Annotated in this window: 16 protein-coding genes and 1 pseudogene; 7 read left to right on the top strand and 10 right to left on the bottom strand. The window is 59.0% G+C overall.

Going from position 1 to position 18,430, the window contains the following annotated elements; genetic code table 11:
- Positions 1-104: 104 nt before the first annotated feature.
- The 4 genes from acnD to AO277_RS22405 all read right to left on the bottom strand — a co-directional run bounded on the left by acnD (position 105) and on the right by AO277_RS22405 (position 5,785).
- A complete protein-coding gene (acnD, locus tag AO277_RS22420) occupies positions 105-2,693 on the bottom strand; it encodes a Fe/S-dependent 2-methylisocitrate dehydratase AcnD (protein ID WP_044318813.1) in 2,589 nt (862 codons plus the stop codon).
- A 69-nt stretch (positions 2,694-2,762) separates the two neighbouring features.
- Entirely contained in the window at positions 2,763-3,890 is a 1,128-nt protein-coding gene (gene prpC / locus AO277_RS22415) for a bifunctional 2-methylcitrate synthase/citrate synthase (protein ID WP_044318814.1), read from the bottom strand.
- A gap of 297 nt (positions 3,891-4,187) precedes the next feature.
- Complete coding sequence (gene prpB / locus AO277_RS22410) at positions 4,188-5,081, bottom strand: methylisocitrate lyase (RefSeq protein ID WP_002553032.1); 894 nt, start codon at positions 5,079-5,081, stop codon at positions 4,188-4,190.
- Positions 5,078-5,785, bottom strand: a complete 708-nt coding sequence (locus AO277_RS22405; RefSeq protein WP_002553031.1) for a GntR family transcriptional regulator — start codon at positions 5,783-5,785, stop codon at positions 5,078-5,080. Before AO277_RS22405 ends, prpB begins: the two co-directional genes overlap by 4 nt.
- 296 nt (positions 5,786-6,081) lie before the next feature.
- Between AO277_RS22405 and rloA the strand changes: the two genes are divergently transcribed.
- From rloA to pabB, 4 genes and pseudogenes are all read left to right on the top strand, one after another.
- Positions 6,082-6,633 carry a retropepsin-like aspartic peptidase RloA gene (gene rloA, locus AO277_RS22400; RefSeq protein ID WP_005732528.1) on the top strand — a complete coding sequence of 184 codons (552 nt, stop codon included), beginning with the start codon at positions 6,082-6,084 and terminating at the stop codon, positions 6,631-6,633.
- 4 nt (positions 6,634-6,637) lie between these two features.
- A pseudogene (gene rloB / locus AO277_RS22395) lies at positions 6,638-8,104 on the top strand (osmotic stress tolerance membrane protein RloB); the annotation flags it as partial.
- Between the two features lie 68 nt (positions 8,105-8,172).
- Positions 8,173-9,150 (top strand): alpha-L-glutamate ligase-like protein, encoded by a 978-nt coding sequence (locus AO277_RS22390; RefSeq protein ID WP_161794680.1) that lies wholly within the window; start codon positions 8,173-8,175, stop codon positions 9,148-9,150.
- 75 nt (positions 9,151-9,225) lie between these two features.
- Positions 9,226-10,569 carry an aminodeoxychorismate synthase component I gene (gene pabB, locus AO277_RS22385; protein WP_044318816.1) on the top strand — a complete coding sequence of 448 codons (1,344 nt, stop codon included), beginning with the start codon at positions 9,226-9,228 and terminating at the stop codon, positions 10,567-10,569.
- A 118-nt stretch (positions 10,570-10,687) separates the two neighbouring features.
- Here pabB and thrH read toward each other — a convergent pair whose 3' ends face one another.
- Entirely contained in the window at positions 10,688-11,305 is a 618-nt protein-coding gene (thrH, locus tag AO277_RS22380; protein ID WP_002553026.1) for a bifunctional phosphoserine phosphatase/homoserine phosphotransferase ThrH, read from the bottom strand.
- 139 nt (positions 11,306-11,444) lie between these two features.
- On the opposite strand from thrH, the gene AO277_RS22375 reads away from it, so the two are divergent.
- Complete coding sequence (locus AO277_RS22375; protein WP_002553025.1) at positions 11,445-12,179, top strand: phosphoadenylyl-sulfate reductase; 735 nt, start codon at positions 11,445-11,447, stop codon at positions 12,177-12,179.
- 91 nt (positions 12,180-12,270) lie between these two features.
- Here AO277_RS22375 and cysB read toward each other — a convergent pair whose 3' ends face one another.
- From cysB to AO277_RS22355, 4 genes are all read right to left on the bottom strand, one after another.
- On the bottom strand, positions 12,271-13,245 hold the full coding sequence (gene cysB, locus AO277_RS22370) for an HTH-type transcriptional regulator CysB (RefSeq protein ID WP_002553024.1): 975 nt from the start codon (positions 13,243-13,245) through the stop codon (positions 12,271-12,273).
- 159 nt (positions 13,246-13,404) lie between these two features.
- Positions 13,405-13,893, bottom strand: a complete 489-nt coding sequence (locus tag AO277_RS22365) for a universal stress protein (RefSeq protein ID WP_005732526.1) — start codon at positions 13,891-13,893, stop codon at positions 13,405-13,407.
- 76 nt (positions 13,894-13,969) lie between these two features.
- Positions 13,970-14,890 carry a 5'-nucleotidase gene (locus tag AO277_RS22360; protein WP_016980879.1) on the bottom strand — a complete coding sequence of 307 codons (921 nt, stop codon included), beginning with the start codon at positions 14,888-14,890 and terminating at the stop codon, positions 13,970-13,972.
- Positions 14,891-14,893: 3 nt separating this feature from the next.
- The gene (locus AO277_RS22355; RefSeq protein ID WP_002553021.1) at positions 14,894-15,865 is read right to left on the bottom strand and encodes a putative 2-dehydropantoate 2-reductase; all 972 of its coding nucleotides are present in this window, start codon (positions 15,863-15,865) and stop codon (positions 14,894-14,896) included.
- A 243-nt stretch (positions 15,866-16,108) separates the two neighbouring features.
- On the opposite strand from AO277_RS22355, the gene AO277_RS22350 reads away from it, so the two are divergent.
- Positions 16,109-17,185, top strand: coding sequence for a 3-deoxy-7-phosphoheptulonate synthase (locus tag AO277_RS22350; protein ID WP_005746092.1), 1,077 nt, complete (start codon positions 16,109-16,111; stop codon positions 17,183-17,185).
- A gap of 85 nt (positions 17,186-17,270) precedes the next feature.
- Here AO277_RS22350 and AO277_RS22345 read toward each other — a convergent pair whose 3' ends face one another.
- Complete coding sequence (locus AO277_RS22345) at positions 17,271-17,558, bottom strand: GNAT family N-acetyltransferase (protein WP_002553019.1); 288 nt, start codon at positions 17,556-17,558, stop codon at positions 17,271-17,273.
- A gap of 495 nt (positions 17,559-18,053) precedes the next feature.
- On the opposite strand from AO277_RS22345, the gene oprI reads away from it, so the two are divergent.
- The gene (gene oprI, locus AO277_RS22340; RefSeq protein WP_002553018.1) at positions 18,054-18,305 is read left to right on the top strand and encodes an outer membrane lipoprotei OprI; all 252 of its coding nucleotides are present in this window, start codon (positions 18,054-18,056) and stop codon (positions 18,303-18,305) included.
- The last annotated feature ends 125 nt before the right edge of the window (positions 18,306-18,430 follow it).

Genomic DNA, 18,430 nt, shown 5'->3' with positions numbered 1-18,430 from the left:
GCGCTCAAAATCGGACGCAGAGCGTCCAGAACTGCATGCCCACGCGGAGCATGGGCACGATAGTGCTCTTGCGCACGCTTATCGTTCTTCACGCTCCAGCGTAGCTACGATGCAGTAGCCTCCAGAAAATCCTGAGCAAAACGCTGCAACACGCCGCCCGCCTCATAAATAGAAAGCTCTTCAGCGGTGTCCAGACGGCATGTCACCGGCACCTCGACGCGTTCGCCGTTACGGCGCTGAATCACCAGCGCCAAGGTCGCGCGCGGTGTGCGCTGGCCGATCACATCGAAGGTTTCGCTGCCATCGATACCCAGAGTCAGACGGCTGGTGCCGGGCTTGAACTCCAGCGGCAGCACGCCCATGCCGACCAGGTTGGTGCGGTGAATACGCTCGAAACCTTCTGCAGCAATCGCTTCGACGCCCGCCAGCCTGACGCCTTTGGCCGCCCAGTCACGGGACGAGCCCTGCCCATAGTCGGCACCGGCAATAATGATCAACGGCTGCTTGCGCGCCATGTAGGTTTCGATGGCTTCCCACATGCGCGTGACCACGCCTTCGGGTTCGATCCGGGTCAGCGAGCCTTTCCTGACTTTGCCGTCGACCACCGCCATCTCATTGACCAGTTGCGGGTTGGCAAAGGTTGCGCGCTGGGCGGTCAGGTGGTCGCCCCGATGGGTCGCATAGGAGTTGAAGTCTTCTTCCGGCAGTCCCATTTTCGCCAGGTACTCGCCCGCCGCACTGTCGAGCATGATCGCGTTGGACGGCGACAGGTGATCGGTGGTGATGTTGTCCGGCAGCACGGCGAGAGCCCGCATGCCCTTGAGCGTACGTTCTCCGGCCAATGCGCCTTCCCAGTAGGGCGGGCGACGGATGTAGGTGCTCATAGGACGCCAGTCGTACAGCGGCTCGACCTTCGGCCCGCTGTGTTCTTCGATGGCAAACATCGGGATATAGACCTGACGGAACTGCTCGGGCTTGACCGACGCCTGCACGACCGCATCAATCTCTTCATCGCTCGGCCAGATGTCCTTGAGACGGATTTCCCGGCCCTCGGCGACGCCCAGCACATCGTTTTCTATATCGAAGCGGATGGTCCCGGCAATGGCATACGCCACCACCAGGGGCGGCGAGGCCAGAAAGGCCTGCTTGGCATAGGGGTGAATACGCCCGTCGAAATTACGGTTACCGGACAAGACCGCCGTGGCGTACAGGTCGCGGTTGATGATTTCCTGCTGGATCAACGGATCGAGCGCGCCGGACATGCCATTGCAGGTGGTGCAGGCAAAGGCCACGACGCCGAAACCCAGTTGCTCCAGCTCCGAGGTCAGCCCTGCTGCGTCCAGGTATAGCGCCACGGTTTTCGAGCCGGGTGCCAGCGATGATTTCACCCACGGCTTGCGCAGCAGCCCCAGGCGGTTGGCGTTGCGTGCCAGCAGACCGGCGGCAATGACGTTGCGCGGGTTGCTGGTGTTGGTGCAACTGGTGATCGCCGCGATGATCACCGCGCCGTCGGGCATCTGCCCCGGCACGTCTTCCCACTGCCCGGCAATACCTCTGGCTGCCAGATCCGCGGTGGCGACCCGCGCATGGGGGTTGGACGGCCCGGCCATGTTGCGCACCACGCTGGACAGGTCGAAGCTCAGCACGCGCTCGTACTCGACCTCCTTCAGGCTGTCCGACCACAAGCCGGTGTGCCGGGCATACAACTCGACGAGCTTGACCTGTTCGTCCTCACGCCCTGTCAGGCGCAGATAATCGATGGTTTGCGAATCAATGGAAAACATTGCCGCTGTCGCGCCGTATTCCGGTGCCATGTTGGAAATCGTCGCCCGGTCACCGAGGGTCAGGCTCGACGCACCCGCGCCATAGAACTCCAGATACGCGCCAACCACCTTCTGCTGACGCAGGTATTCGGTCAGAGCCAGCACCACATCGGTGGCGGTAATACCCGGCTGACGGCGTCCAGTCAGTTCGACACCGATGATGTCCGGCAGGCGCATCCACGAGGCGCGCCCCAGCATGACGTTTTCGGCCTCGAGGCCGCCAACGCCGATGGCAATCACGCCCAGCGCGTCGACATGTGGCGTGTGGCTGTCTGTCCCCACCAGCGTGTCGGGAAAGGCTACGCCGTCGAGCACCTGCACCACCGGCGACATTTTCTCCAGGTTGATCTGGTGCATGATGCCGTTGCCCGGCGGGATCACTTCGACGTTCTTGAACGCCTGTTTGGTCCAGTCAATGAAGTGAAAGCGGTCTTCGTTGCGACGGTCTTCGATGGCGCGGTTCTTTGCGAACGCCTGCGGGTCATTACCGTCGGATTCCACTGCCAGCGAATGGTCGACAATAAGCTGCACCGGCACCACCGGGTTTACCTGCGCAGGATCACCGCCCTGCGAGGCAACTGCATCGCGCAGGCCGGCAAGATCGACCAGTGCGGTCTGCCCCAGAATGTCGTGGCAGACCACCCGCGCAGGGAACCACGGAAAGTCCAGATCACGCTTGCGCTCGATGAGTTGGGTCAAAGAAGCACTCAAGGCCGCAGGATCACAGCGGCGCACCAGGTTCTCGGCCAGCACGCGCGAGGTATAGGGCAGCGTGGCATAAGCGCCGGGCTTGAGCGCCTCGACCGCTGCGCGCGCATCGAAATAGTCCAGTCGGGTGCCAGGAAGCGTTTTGCGGAATTCACTGTTCATTGCGGGACTCGATCACGGAATGTTCGGAATGCGGGTGGGGAACTCGTCAGCGGTTCCCCTGCCCCCTTTTCAGCGCTGTTCGATGGGCACGAAGCTGCGCTGTTCGACACCGGTGTACTCGGCGCTCGGACGGATGATGCGATTGTTGGCGCGCTGTTCGAAAACGTGGGCGGCCCAGCCGGTCAGGCGCGAGCAGACGAAGATCGGTGTGAACAGCTTGGTCGGGATTCCCATGAAGTGGTACGCCGAGGCATGGTAGAAGTCGGCGTTGGGGAACAGTTTCTTCTGCTCCCACATGACCTTGTCGATGGCCTCGGAAACCGGGAACAGCACCGTATCGCCCACTTCGTCAGCGAGTTTCTTCGACCAGCCCTTGATCACCTCGTTGCGCGGGTCGGACTCCTTGTAGATCGCATGGCCAAAGCCCATGATCTTTTCCTTGCGTTCCAGCATGCCCAGCGTGCCTTTGGTGGCCTCTTCAGCCGAGGCGAAGCTCTGAATCATTTCCATCGCGGCCTCGTTGGCACCACCGTGCAGCGGGCCGCGCAATGTGCCGATGGCTGCCGTGACGCAGGAATACAGGTCCGACAGCGTCGACGCGCAGACGCGGGCGGTGAAGGTCGAGGCATTGAATTCGTGCTCGGCGTACAGAATCAGCGAGACGTCCATGACCTTGCGGTGCAGTTCGCTGGGCGCCTTGTCGAGCAACAGGTGCAGAAAATGCCCGCCGATGGAGTCTTCTGCGGAGGTGCAGTCGATACGCTTGCCGTCATGACTGAAGCGATACCAGTAGCACATGATCGCCGGGAACGCTGCGAGCAGACGGTCGGTTGAGTCGCGCTGCTGATCGAAGCTGCGCTCCGGCTTCAGGGTGCCGAGCATGGAGGCACCCGTACGCATGACATCCATCGGGTGAGTGTCGGCGGGTATGCGTTCCAGCACTTCCTTTAAGGCCTGCGGCAGATCGCGCAGGCCCTTGAGTTTGTCCATATAGGCAGACAATTCGGCTTTATCAGGCAGTTCGCCGTACAGCAGCAGATAGGCAACTTCTTCAAAGCGAGCTTCGGCGGCCAGATCGCGCACATCATAGCCGCGATAGGTCAGCCCGGCACCGGCCATGCCCACCGTGGACAGCGCCGTCTGCCCGGCCACCTGCCCGCGTAGTCCGGCACCACTCAATACTTTTGCTTCAGCCATGGTTTTCTCCAATTTTGTTTTTTTGATGTTGGACTGACTCTGGCTATCGTGCCAACGCCGGAGTGCTCATCGTTGTACACAAATCCGCTTTTGATTCTGCCCGAAGGCCGTGGGAGCGAACTTGTTCGCGAAAGGGCAGGTATGATCGCCAAAAATGCATAGCCTGAAACACCGTATTCGCGAACAAGTTCGCTCCCACGGCCTTCGGGCAGAAGCCTGAAGCCCTGATTAGGGGCTCCCCAATACTTTTTTATAGCGCAGAGCGCTGAAGCGTGGGAACGATAGTCAGATGTGCTTTTACCCTTTCTTCTGCGCAAACAGCGCGTCCAGTTTTTGCTCGAATGTGTGGTAGTCGATGGCGTCGTACAACTCCATGCGCGTCTGCATGCTGTCGACCACGTTCTTCTGGCTGCCATCGCGACGGATTGCGCCATAAACATTTTCCGCAGCCTTGTTCATGGCACGAAAGGCAGAAAGCGGGTAAAGGACCAGCGACACGTCGGCCGCACGCAACTCATCGACGGTAAACAAGGGCGTAGCGCCAAATTCAGTGATATTGGCCAGGATCGGCACGCCTGCACGGTTGGCAAATTGCTTGTACATCGCCAGTTCGGTGATTGCCTCAGGAAACACCATGTCCGCGCCCGCTTCGATACAGGCCGCAGCACGCTCAAGTGCCGACTCCAGCCCCTCGACCGCCAGTGCATCGGTGCGCGCCATGATCACGAAACTGTCGTCAGTGCGTGCATCCACGGCGGCTTTGATCCGGTCGACCATTTCCTGCTGCGAAACAATTTCCTTGTTCGGGCGATGCCCGCAGCGCTTGGCACCCACCTGATCCTCAATGTGAATCGCAGCAGCCCCGGCCTTGATCATCGAGCGCACGGTTCGCGCCACATTGAACGCCGAAGAACCGAAACCGGTGTCGACATCCACCAGCAGCGGCAGGTCGCAGACATCGGTGATGCGGCGCACATCAATCAACACGTCTTCAAGACCGGTAATGCCCAGGTCCGGAATACCCAGTGAACCTGCTGCAACGCCGCCGCCAGAAAGGTAGATAGCCTTGAACCCGGCACGTTTTGCGAGCAGCGCGTGATTGGCATTGATTGCGCCGACCACTTGCAACGGCTGTTCACTGGCGACCGCATCGCGGAAACGCTGGCCGGGAGTACTGTTGTTGTGACTCATTGTTCACCTCGGTCGGGAGCCGCCTGGAAGTGGCGCTCGATGTTGCGTCTGGATGCACCGATATGGCGGCGCATCAACAATTCAGCCAGCTCACCGTCGCGATCAGCGATGGCATCAAGAATGCGGTGGTGTTCGGCAAAGGCCTGGCGAGGCCGGTTGGGCGTTGTGGAATACTGGATGCGGTACATGCGCACCAGTTGGTACAGCTCGCCACACAGCATCTGGCTGAGGGTACGATTGCCGCTGCCCTGGATGATCCGGTAATGGAAATCGAAATCACCCTCCTGCTGGTAATAGCCGATGCCCGCCTGAAACGCAGCATCGCGCTCATGGGTGTCAAGGACGCCGCGCAATTCATCGATCTCGGCCTGGGTCATGCGCTCGGCGGCGAGGCGGCAGGCCATCCCTTCCAGAGACTCACGGATCTCATAAAGCTCGATCAGCTCGGCATGGCTGAGCGCGACGACCCGGGCGCCGACGTGCGGCACGCGCACCACCAGTCGCTGCCCTTCGAGCCGGTGAATGGCTTCACGTAACGGCCCGCGACTGATGCCGTAGGTGCGCGCCAGCTCCGGTTCGGAGATCTTGCTACCGGGGGCGATCTCGCCTTTCACAATAGCGGATTGAATGCGTCGGAAAACGTTCTCGGAGAGGGTTTCCGACTCATCAACGATTGCTACTGCCTTCTCGACCGCACCCAGCATTGTCGACACCTTTAGCCTTTTAAGACGCAAATCTAGCCATAAACCGCAAATCAGTCAAAGCAAAACAAAGGATTGTCGACAATATATCGAAAGGACGTCAAAGGCTCCTGCGAGAGAACCTGAACAGACATACAGGTTGATCACTGGCAGCGCCGAGGCTTCATGCTAGAATGCGCCGCGTCCGCACAGCACGCTCCGCACCGGAGCGGCGACTGCGAGCTGCCTGCCCTATCACCCTCAGGTCAACTCCATTTGCGCCCTGACCCTGAAGTTGTTCGCTCATCGCGCCAGGATTTATGAGACTGACTAGCCTGCCCACACTGCTCTACCTGCTGTTCTTTTCCGGCCTGCTGCTGCCCAGCGTCAGCCTGGCCGCCAACAAGACAGTCTATGGCCTCAACGAATACGCCAGCCTCATTGAAATCGACGTCGAGATTGCCGCCAAACTGGATACGGGGGCCAAGACCGCTTCACTGAGCGCCCGCGACATCAAGCATTTCAAACGCAATGGCGAAAGCTGGGTGCGCTTCTATATAGCCAGCGACAGCAAGCATATACACCCCATAGAACGACCTCTGGCCCGGGTCAGCAAGATCAAGCGCCGCGCCGACGACGTTGACCCGAATGAAGAAAACAAATACTCGTCACGTCCGGTGATCAACCTCGATATCTGTATGGGTGAAGCTTTACGCACCATCGAAGTGAACTTGACTGACCGAAGTGCTTTCCAATATCCGCTTTTGATCGGCTCCGAAGCGTTGAAACGCTTCGATGCGCTGGTCGATCCAAGTCTTAAATATGCGGCAGGGAAGCCCGGCTGCGCTTCCGTCGCTCAAAACGCAGAGTAAACCCATGCGCTCTCTTACACTCCATCTGAAGATCCTGATCACTGCCCTTGTGACCCTGGGCATCGCGATCACGGCCTATCAGATACTGGCGCTCGGCATACCCGTCACCGAAGACGAAACCGATGACCTGTGGAATATCGACGCCAAAGTCGAATTCATCGCCAATCCAAAGGATTCGGTGAAGGTCCAGATGTTCGTGCCGCCACTGGCCCACGACTACATCAGCCTCAATGAAAGCTTCATCTCGAACAATTACGGCGTCAGCGTCAACCGCGCTGACGGCAACCGTAAGGTCACCTGGTCCGCCCGTCGCGCCACCGGCAACCAGACGCTTTACTACCGCCTGGTACTGACCAAGCGCTACAGCGGTGAGAAACCCAAGGTCAAAGGGCCGATCTTTCGCGACAGCATGACCGTCGAAGGCCCCGAAAAAATTGCAGCCGAGGCACTGCTGGCCCCCATTCACCAGCACTCTGCGGACGTGGAAACCTTCATCACCGAGGCCATCAAACGCGTCAACAACCTGAATGACGATAACGTCAAGCTGCTGCTGGCCGGTGATAACTCGGCCTCCAACAAGGCCCGGGTCACCGAGCTGCTGCTGTCGATCGCCCACGTACCACTGGAAAAGGCCCACACCATTCGCCTGGATGCCGAGCAGCAGACGCCGGAACTCTGGTTGCGCAGCTTCAATGGCAAGGAATGGCTGTACTTCAACCCGGACACTGGTGAAGCCGGTCTGCCGGATGATCGCCTGTTGTGGTGGACCGGTGAAGACGCACTGGTCAGTGTCGAAGGGGGCAAGAAAGTGCAAGTCACGTTCAGCCTCAATAACAGTGAAATGAACGCCATGCGTCTCGCCAAACTGACCGACGCCAGCACAGACTCCGACTTCCTTGCCTATTCTCTCTACGGGCTGCCACTGCAAACCCAGCAGACCTTCATGGTCATGGTCATGATCCCGATTGGCGTACTGGTCATCCTGATCCTGCGCAACCTGATCGGCCTGCAGACACTGGGCACTTTCACGCCCGTGCTGATTGCCCTGGCGTTCCGCGAAACCCAACTGGGTTTCGGCATTATTCTGTTTACGGTGATCACCGCTCTGGGCTTGTCATTGCGCTCGTACCTGGAGCACCTGAAGTTGCAAATGCTGCCGCGCCTGTCGGTTGTACTGACCTTCGTTGTGGTGCTGATTGCGGCCATCAGCCTGTTCAGCCACAAGCTGGGGCTCGAACGCGGGCTTTCGGTGGCGCTGTTCCCGATGGTGATCCTGACCATGACCATCGAACGCCTGTCGATTACCTGGGAAGAACGCGGCGGCAGCCACGCCATGAAAGTCGCGATCGGCACGCTGTTCGCGGCATCGTTGGCACACCTGATCATGAGCGTGCCGGAACTGACCTATTTCGTTTTCACCTTCCCGGTAGTGCTGTTGATACTGGTCGGCTTCATGCTGGCGATGGGTAGATAACGTGGCTATCGCCTGACCGAACTGATGCGCTTCAAGGCTTTTCTGAAAGAGGAAAAGACTAAATGATCGGCTGGTGGAAGACCTGGAAGGCGCTTGAGGCCCGCGGCATCATGGGCATCAATCGGCGTAACGCCGACTATGTGCTCAAGTACAACAAGCGCAGCCTTTATCCGGTCGTCGATGACAAGATCATCACCAAGGAGCGGGCCATCGCGGCAGGCATTCACGTGCCGGAAATGTACGGAGTGATTTCCACGGAAAAGGAAATCGACCGGCTTGACGATATCATCGGCGCGCACAGCGACTTCGTGATCAAGCCCGCCCAGGGCGCAGGCGGCGACGGCATTCTGGTCATCGCCGACCGTTTCGAAGAGCGTTTTCGCACCGTCTCGGGACGCATCATCAGCCACGCCGAAATCGAGCATCAGGTGTCCAGCATCCTCACGGGCCTTTATTCGCTGGGCGGCCACCGTGACCGGGCGCTGATCGAATACCGGGTTGTTCCGGACCCGATCTTCAAAAGCATCAGTTATGAGGGGGTGCCGGACATCCGCGTCATCGTGCTGATGGGCTATCCGGTGATGGCGATGCTGCGCCTCCCGACCCGTCAGTCAGGTGGCAAGGCCAACCTGCATCAGGGCGCGATTGGCGTCGGTGTGGACCTGGCCACCGGCGTCACCCTGCAAGGCACCTGGCTGAACAACATCATCAGCAAGCACCCGGACACCACCCATTCGGTAGACGGCGTGCAACTGCCCAACTGGGACGGTTTCATGAAGCTTGCCGCCGAGTGTTACGAGCTGTGTGGTCTGGGCTACATCGGTGTCGATATGGTGCTGGACCAGGACAAGGGCCCGCTGATTCTGGAACTCAATGCCCGTCCCGGCCTGAACATTCAGATCGCCAATGACAGTGGCCTGACCCATCGCACTCAGGCCGTCGAGGCGCGTCTGGAACAACTGGCTCTCGAAGGACGCCAGGAATCTGCGCAGGAGCGGGTCAGCTTTGTCCAGGAACTGTTCGGCCACGTGCCCGGCATCTGAACGGACATACCGCTAGGACTGCCGCATCGGCAAGGCTACAATCGACAGCCGCGTTTCCAAGACCGATATTCGACGATGCCGATCTGTTCGATACACCCCCTGCCCTACAGCGCCGACCCGATCGCGTTCTTTGCGCGAATCCGCGAAGCGCCGCGCGCGGTGCTGCTCGACAGCGGCAGGCCGACCGCAGAGCGCGGCCGATATGACCTGCTCAGTGCATGGCCGCTGCAGGAACTGACCGTTGCCGATGACGAGAATGGGGCCACCTATCTCCAGCGGTTGCGCGACAGTCTCAAAGCGCTCGGCACAGCGCAATTGCCTGACGGGTGCGAACTGCCCTTCGCTGGCGGCCTGATCGGTTATCTGAGCTATGAGTTTGGTCGACGCCTGGAACCGCTACCGGATCAGGCCGTCGACGACCTGCAACTGCCCGAAGCGCGCCTGGGGCTCTACGCCTGGGCGCTGATCAGTGATCATCAGGAGCAGACCAGTCAGCTGATTTTTCACCCGTCCCTGCACGCAAACGAGCGCAAACGGCTGATTGATCTGTTCTCTATCTATATCCCTGAGCCGCACACGGAGTTCCGCCTCAGCCAGCCGTTTCAGGCCAGCATCAGCGCGGATCACTATCGACAGGCTTTCGAACGTATTCAGGCCTACATCCAGGCGGGTGACTGTTATCAGGTCAACTTCGCGCAACGCTTTCAGGCGCAGTGTACGGGCGACCCGTGGGCCGCTTATTGTGCACTGCGAGCGGCTTGCCCGACGCCGTTCGCCGGTTACCTGAGCCTGCCGGGGCACGATGCAATCCTGAGCCTATCTCCGGAACGCTTCGTGCGGGTCAGCGCCAGACAGGTCGAAACCCGCCCCATCAAAGGCACGCGGCCGCGCAGCCCGGACGCCACAGAGGATGCCGCGTTCGCCAACGAGCTGTTGGCCAGCGAGAAAGACCGCGCTGAAAACCTGATGATTGTCGACCTGCTGCGCAATGACCTGGGCCGCAGCTGTAAAATCGGTTCGGTAAAGGTCCCTGAGCTGTTCAGCCTGGAAAGCTACCCCAATGTGCATCATCTGGTGAGCAGCGTGACCGGGGAGCTGGCCGCTGGCAACGATGCACTGGACCTGATTGCGGGCAGCTTCCCTGGCGGCTCCATAACCGGCGCGCCGAAGATCCGCGCCATGCAGATCATTGACGAACTGGAACCGACCCGACGCAGCCTGTATTGCGGCTCGTTGATGTACCTGGACGTACGCGGCGAAATGGACAGTTCAATCGCCATCCGCAGCCTGCTGGTCAAGGATGGGCGCATTTCCTGTTGGGGCGGCGGCGGCATTGTGGCGGACTCGAGCTGCGAGGCTGAATATCAGGAAACCTTCACCAAGGTCCGCGTGCTGCTGAAAACGCTTGAGGCGCTCTGAGATCCTGCGCGATACGCCTACCTCGCTCCGACTATCGTGCCAATGCTCCGCGTTGGCATGCCTTTCTGGACGCTCCGCGTCCGATCTTGCGCAGGAGCCAGAAGTGTAAGCCCTGCGTCTAGAGCGCCAGATCCCGATTCGACGCCTTGATGAACTCTTTTTTCAGCTCATCAAAGGTATGCACCGCCGGAAACTGCGGAAACTCGCGGATCACGTTGTCGGGGGCATGAAACAGGATACCGGCATCGGCCTCGCCCAGCATGGTGGTGTCGTTGTAGGAGTCGCCTGCCGCAATGATCCGGTAGTACAGGCTTTTGAACGCCAGTACCGACTGACGCTTGGGATCTTTCTGACGCAACTGGTAACTGACGACACGGCCGGTTTCATCGGTGATCAGGCGATGACATAGCAGGGTCGGAAACCCCAATTGGCGCATCAGCGGCTGCGAGAACTCGTAAAAGGTGTCGGACAGAATCACTACTTGAAAACGCTCGCGCAACCAGTTGACGAACTCCACTGCACCTTCCAGCGGCTTGAGGGTGGCGATCACTTCCTGAATGTCCGACAGTTTCAGACCGTGCTCATCGAGAATACGCAGGCGCTGATTCATCAGGACGTCGTAGTCGGGAATGTCCCGAGTGGTTGCGCGCAGTGATTCGATACCGGTTTTTTCGGCAAAGGCGATCCATATTTCCGGGACAAGCACACCTTCCAGGTCCAGACAGGCAATTTCCACAGCGCACTCCTCAAGGCTTTGACTATCAACGCAGGCAGCACTCTAGCCTCTGGTAACGGCCACTGAACAGCGGATTTTGTTAGCATTGCCGCCATCACGAGCGCTTAAGCGCCACTCTTGCATTTTAGGAAGCCGCCTGATGAGCCAACCTTTCGACGTCGCTGAACTGGCGACGACCTATGCGAACAAGTCTGCCCAAGACATTCTGAAACTGGCCTTCGAACACTTCGGTGATGAACTATGGATCTCCTTCAGCGGCGCCGAAGACGTCGTGCTGGTAGACATGGCCTGGAAACTGAACAAAAACGTCAAGGTCTTCAGTCTCGACACCGGGCGCCTGCACCCGGAAACCTATCGCTTCATTGAACAGGTCCGTGACCACTACAAGATCGAGATCGAAATCATCTCGCCGGACCAGAGCAAGCTCGAACCCTTCGTCAAGGAAAAAGGCCTGTTCAGCTTTTACCGGGATGGTCATGGTGAATGCTGCGGCGTCCGCAAGATCGAGCCGCTGCGCCGCAAACTGTCTGGCGTCACAGCCTGGGCCACCGGCCAGCGCCGCGACCAGAGCCCTGGCACACGCAGCGCCGTTGCCGCACTGGAAATCGACAGCGCGTTCTCGACCGCCGAGCGCACCCTGTACAAATTCAACCCGTTGGCGCAGATGAGCAGCGAAGAAATCTGGGGCTACATCCGGATGCTGGAACTGCCCTACAACAGCCTGCACGAGCGTGGTTTCATCAGCATCGGCTGCGAACCCTGCACCCGCCCGGTATTGCCGAACCAGCACGAACGCGAAGGTCGCTGGTGGTGGGAAGAAGCCACGCAGAAGGAATGCGGGCTGCATGCAGGCAACCTGATAGCGCGCAACTGACGTTGCGAGCGGCAAGCCTCAAGCTGCGAGCCTCAAGTCAGAGCGCGTAAGGCTCTGGCTCCGGCTTGTAGCCAAAAGCTTGCCGCTGCTACTAGTGCACCGGCAGTTCGACGTTGGCAAACAGCTCTTCCATTTCCTGTTTGTTGTGGCACTGAATCGCCTTGGCCATGACTTCGCGGGTCAGGTGCGGGGCGAACTTTTCGATGAAATCGCACATAAAGCCACGCAGGAAGGTGCCGCGACGGAAAGCGATCTTGGTCACGCTGGACTCGAACAGGTCGCTGGCGTCCAGGACCACCAGATCGCTGTCGACCTCTTCGTCTACCGCCATCCTTGCAACAATGCCCACGCCCAGATTCAGTCTGACGTAGGTCTTGATCACGTCAGCATCCGCAGCCGTAAACACGACCTTGGGCACCAGTCCCCGATGACTGAACGCTTCATCGAGCTTGGAGCGGCCGGTAAAACCGAATACGTAAGTCACAATCGGGTACTCGGCCAGCAGCTCCAGGGTGAGCTTGGGCACCTTGGTCAACGGGTGGCCCTGTGGCACAACGACGCAACGGTTCCAGCGGTAGCACGGCATCATTACCAGATCGCTGAACTGCTCAAGCGCTTCGGTGGCAATAGCGAAATCGACCGTCCCGTCAGCGGCCATTTCGGCGATCTGCATTGGCGAGCCCTGATGCATGTGCAGGGCCACGTCAGGGTACTGCTTGATAAAATTACTGATAACCGACGGCAACGCATAACGCGCTTGGGTGTGAGTGGTTGCGATCGACAGTGTGCCCTTCTTCTCGTTGGAGAACTCCTGGGCAATCTGCTTGATGCTTTCGACCTTGCGCAGAATTTCGCCTGCGGTGGTGATAATCCGCTCGCCTGCGGGTGTCACACGCGTCAGGTGCTTGCCGCTACGGGCGAAAACCTCGACGCCCAGCTCGTCTTCAAGCAGACGAATCTGCTTGCTGATGCCGGGCTGGGAGGTGTAAAGGCTCTGGGCCGTCGCAGAAACGTTGAGGTCATGGTGCGCCACTTCCCAAATGTAGCGCAGTTGTTGGAGCTTCATATGTATCCCTCAAAGCAGATAAACCCTATGGGTATCAGCGACGGTATATAACTGGATTAATGGTGAGACGAATAATTCTAGAACTTTTTATCACCTTTGTAAGGTGATCGCACGCTCGATTTCACTAAAACCACCAATTGAACCTTCCTCTCCCTACCCTCACTCCTTTTTCAACATCATCGGAACCATGTAGACCGGCACGTCGGAAAATTGCAGGACCCGGGCAGCCGTCCGGCCTATCGAGGTGCCCTCTTCTATCCTGCGACTGTGACTGCCCACCACCAGCAAATCCACCTCCAGCTTGTGCGCCTGCTCGATAATCACACTGGCAGGCTCTCCCTGAACGACACGCACCGTACGAATCAGGGAGAGGTCCGCGTGGCCGTCTCCCAGTTCTTCACGAAACCCGTCGAGCATTCGTTGCTCTATGGCGCCCAGAAACGTATTAACACCCTTGCCGCGAAGCTCTTTCAAGGCCTCCTCGCCCAGATGGCTCTGCAGTACCGACTCGGCGAACAGGCCCATCGGCTCAACGACATGGATTACATACAGCCCTGCGTTGAACGTTCGAGCCAGCGCCAGCGCGTGCTGCGTTACATAAGGCGCGTACAGACCAAGGTCTGTGGCATACAGCATCGAACGAACCATACAACCTCCCGAACAACCGGAATGGCGGAGATTGACTCAGCGTAGCAGCGCATCATCGGCTGCGACGACAGACTTCTCAGCTGCCGTCGGCAAGCGGCGTTAATTCATTGCTGATGCCATGCGGAACATGTCCGGTTGCCACCACTTCACGCGCCTTTTCGCAGTGACCGGGCTGATCGTCGAAAAACACATCGGCGGCAAATGCCTCAAGAAAAGCCGACTTCTGCAAGCCGCCGAGAAACAACGACTCGTCGAGACGAATGTCCCATTCGCGCAAGGTGCGGATCACCCGTTCATGTGCGGGTGCAGAGCGGGCCGTGACCAGCGCGGTACGAATCGGGCAGCTCGCGTCGGGAAACTCGCGCTGCAATTGGTAGAGCGCGGCGAGAAACGGCTTGAAGGGGCCGCCACGCAACGGCTCGCGCGCCGACTCACGCTCGCTGGCCTGAAAGGCAGCCAGGCCGCCGCTCTGGTAAACCCGCTCCGATTCGTCGGAAAACAACACGGCGTCACCGTCGAACGCGATACGCAGCTCGGCGCTGGCTGCACGTCGCGCACCGCCTGAAAGGATGGTCGCCGCAGCAAAACCGGCATCCAGTGCGCTGCGCACATCCTCGGCGTGGGTCGACAAAAACAGATGGCAGCCAAACGCCGCCAGATAAGGATAAGGACTGCGTCCGCCTGCAAAGGCAGCACGACTGATGTCCAGGCCGTAATGCTGGATCGAGTTGAAGACCCGCAAGCCGGTATCGGCGCTGTTGCGCGACACCAGCACCACTTCCACGCGCGCCTTGTCCAGGCTGGCATTGAGGCTCAGAAGTTTTTCAACCAACGGGAAAGCGTCGCCCTGTTCGAGAATCTCATCCTCGTGCTCAATCTGATACTTGCGGTAGGCCTCCACGCCGTCGGCCATATACACCTCGTGGCTGTCGCGAAGATCGAACAGCGCCCGCGATGAAATCGCCAGGACCAGCTTATGGCCATCAGCCTCTTTCATGAATCATTCCTCGTTTGCCGAGCGGTTGGCACGGTCAATAAATGCCAGTGCCTGATAAAGCGCCCGCACGCGGGGCATGTCAAACCCTGCGGCAAGCGCGGCTGCGAGGGGCCGGGCGTAAATGGCTTCAAGCTCCAGTGGCCGCTTCTCGACCAGGTCGTGATACATGCTGGGCCTGTAGTCCGGCATGCTCTGGGTCACGGTAAACAGATGCTGCGCGAACCCCGGCGGCAAGGCATGACCACAGGCCTGGGCACCCTGCACCACTTCATCCATCAGCGCCTGGATCAATGCCTGACTGTCAGGGTCGGTCATCAATTGGCTGGTACTGGTATGCAACAAGGCCGACAGACCGTTGTAGGGCACATTCCAGACCAGCTTCTGCCAGCGGGCCTGCTGCAGATTAGCCATGACAGGGGCGTCGATGCCGGCCGTCTTGAACAGCGCCGCGCAGGCTTCGACGACCGCCATGCGGCTCGCTTCGTCGCCTGCCGGGCCGCTGTGATAGCCGATACTGACCGCGCCGAAGGCTTCATGAGCGACGACGCCGGGCGCAACCCGGTTGACGCAGACGAAACATAGCCCGCCCAATATATGCAGGCTGTCGGGCAGCACGCTGCGCAACTGATCTTCGACGGCCAGACCGTTCTGCAGCAGCAACACTTTGGCGTCCGGCGCAGCAGCCTGGCTGATGATCGGACCCAGCGCGGCGTTGCCGGTGCTCTTGGTGCCCACCAGCAACCAGTCGCAAGGCGGCATGTCAGCCGCCGAGCGATAGGCTTGAACGGGCTTGAGATGCAAGTCGCCATGCACGGCACTATTGACCTGCAACCCCTCGCGCGCCACCGCCTCAAACTCGCTGCGCAGCAGAAAATGCACGTCGTATCCGGCACGCGCCAGCATCAGCCCGTAAAAGCCGCCGATGGCACCAGTACCTATAACGCCGACACGCGGACGACGGGAATCAACACTCATGACCTCTCCCTTGGCTGTCAGGTTATTTCGGGCCATACACTATCCGTCGCAGCGGATTGTCTTGCAATACAGCAGCGCGGCCCGGCGGGCAGTTACCCGTAACCTGCCCGATACCTCGTTTACTTATTGTCGAACAGCGCGATAACGCGCTAAGGTTCGGCTCCCCGCTGCGCTCAAACCTGCTGGGCACCGCCGCACGGGGTACCGTTGGCGGCCAGTACCCGCGACCTGATGAGTAACACGATGGCTGATTTACCGATTGACGACCTTAACGTTGCCTCCAACGAGACTCTGATCACCCCGGATCAGCTCAAGCGCGACATCCCACTGACCGACGCCGCCCTGCACACCGTCAGCCAGGGCCGCGAGGTGATTCGCAACATCCTCGATGGCAATGATCACCGCCTGTTCATCGTGATCGGCCCCTGCTCGATCCACGACCTGAAGGCAGCCAAGGAATACGCCGAGCGCCTCAAGGCATTGGCGGCAGAAGTGTCCGACACGCTGTATCTGGTCATGCGCGTCTATTTCGAGAAGCCACGTACTACCGTGGGCTGGAAAGGCCTGATCAACGACCCATACCTGGATGACTCGTTCAAGATCCAGGATGGCCTGCACATCGGTCGCCAGTTGCTGCTGGACCTGGCTGAAATGGGCTTGCCAACCGCCACCGAAGCACTGGACCCGATCTCCCCGCAATATCTGCAGGACCTGATCAGCTGGTCGGCCATTGGCGCGCGCACCACCGAATCCCAGACTCACCGCGAGATGGCTTCCGGCCTGTCGTCGGCAGTCGGCTTCAAGAACGGCACCGACGGCGGTCTGACCGTTGCCATCAACGCCTTGCAATCGGTCTCGAGCCCGCACCGCTTCCTCGGTATCAATCAGGAAGGTGGCGTATCGATCGTGACCACCAAGGGCAATGCCTACGGCCATGTCGTACTGCGCGGCGGCAATGGCAAGCCCAACTATGATTCGGTCAGCGTCGCGCTGTGCGAACAGGCCCTTAACAAGTCCGGCATTCGCCCGAACATCATGGTCGACTGCAGCCACGCCAACTCCAACAAGGACCCGGCCCTGCAGCCGCTGGTGATGGAAAACGTCGCCAACCAGATTCTGGAAGGCAACGAATCGATCATCGGCCTGATGGTCGAGAGTCACTTGAACTGGGGCTGTCAGGCGATTCCGAAGGACCTGTCGGAATTGCAGTACGGCGTATCCATTACCGATGCCTGCATCGATTGGGAAAGCACTGAAAAAACCCTGCGCAGCATGCACGCGAAACTCAAGACTGTACTGCCCGCTCGCAAGCGCAAGTAACTGCCTGACCGATTAACCTGCAATAACGAAAACGCCGAGCATATGCTCGGCGTTTTTCATGCTGACGGTCAGTAAACTCGATGTATCAGAGCTTGGCCGCCTGGGACTGCAGGTCATGCAGTTCCATGTATCGCTCGACGTAAGAGCAGGACGGTATGACGGAGTAGCCCATGCTGCCTGCATAGTCCAGGGCCTCCTTGGTCAGGGCGGCGGCTATACCGCGTCCACGCAAGGCATCGGGCACAAAGGTCCGGTAGAAATCCAGCGTCTGCTTGCCGAGATCCATGTACGTCAGGTAGGCACGGTGGCCGTCGATAATGATTTCGAAATGGTGGCCGACTTCGTCATGGTGGATGGACAACGCCTCGCTCATCGCTACTCCTCGCGGGTCTTGGAATTTGACCCCTACCTTACCGGTCTTTTTCAGGCGAAGGAACATCTACGCCGCCCAGTGTCTGTTTTCGACACCGGATAAGAACATTGCCGATCTCGACGTACATCACATTCAGATAGTAGGCACCATTGCCGGATATCCTCAAGCGCAGTCGGAATAAAAACGCCTGGAAATGCCCATGCACCGACCGACAGTCAGACATGTAAGGTTTTTGCAGATGTTCAAGCGAGTCCTGAGGAACCGCCGATACGGGCGGGGGGTCCAGTGAAAGTGGATAGTTTTTGTACAGAACGCTTGAGAAGTAACGCGGAACGCTTGAGAAGTAACGCGGAACACTTTCAAAGCAGGGAATTTTAGCAGCTTCTTGCGCTGGGTCCGTTTACTTACTACAAACAATGGGTACTATGTACGCCGGTCGTTTTCTCATTTTCGAGAGATGACTAATTTGAACAAAATTCCTTGAAGGTGAACACGATGAACAACGTTCTGAAATTCTCTGCTCTGGCTCTGGCCGCAGTTCTGGCTACCGGTTGCAGCAGCGTATCCAAAGAAACCGAAGCTCGTCTGACAGCTACCGAAGACGCAGCAGCTCGTTCGCAAGCACGTGCCGACGAAGCCTACCGCAAGGCTGACGAAGCTCTGGCTGCTGCTCAAAAAGCTCAGCAAACTGCTGACGAAGCCAACGAGCGCGCTCTGCGCATGCTGGACAAAGCTAGCCGCAAGTAATAATCCACCGGGATTATTGAAAGCCGATCCGGCAACGGGTCGGCTTTTTTTATGCCTGTTATCTGGTATGCCCCCCGAAGGTTGGACAATTATCCACTTACGCTGCCTTGGCGGCCTGCATCCTG

Origin of the sequence: Pseudomonas amygdali, assembly GCF_002699855.1 — a bacterium.
GTDB classification, from domain to species: domain Bacteria; phylum Pseudomonadota; class Gammaproteobacteria; order Pseudomonadales; family Pseudomonadaceae; genus Aquipseudomonas; species Aquipseudomonas amygdali.
This window is presented reverse-complemented; position numbering and strand designations above follow the sequence as displayed.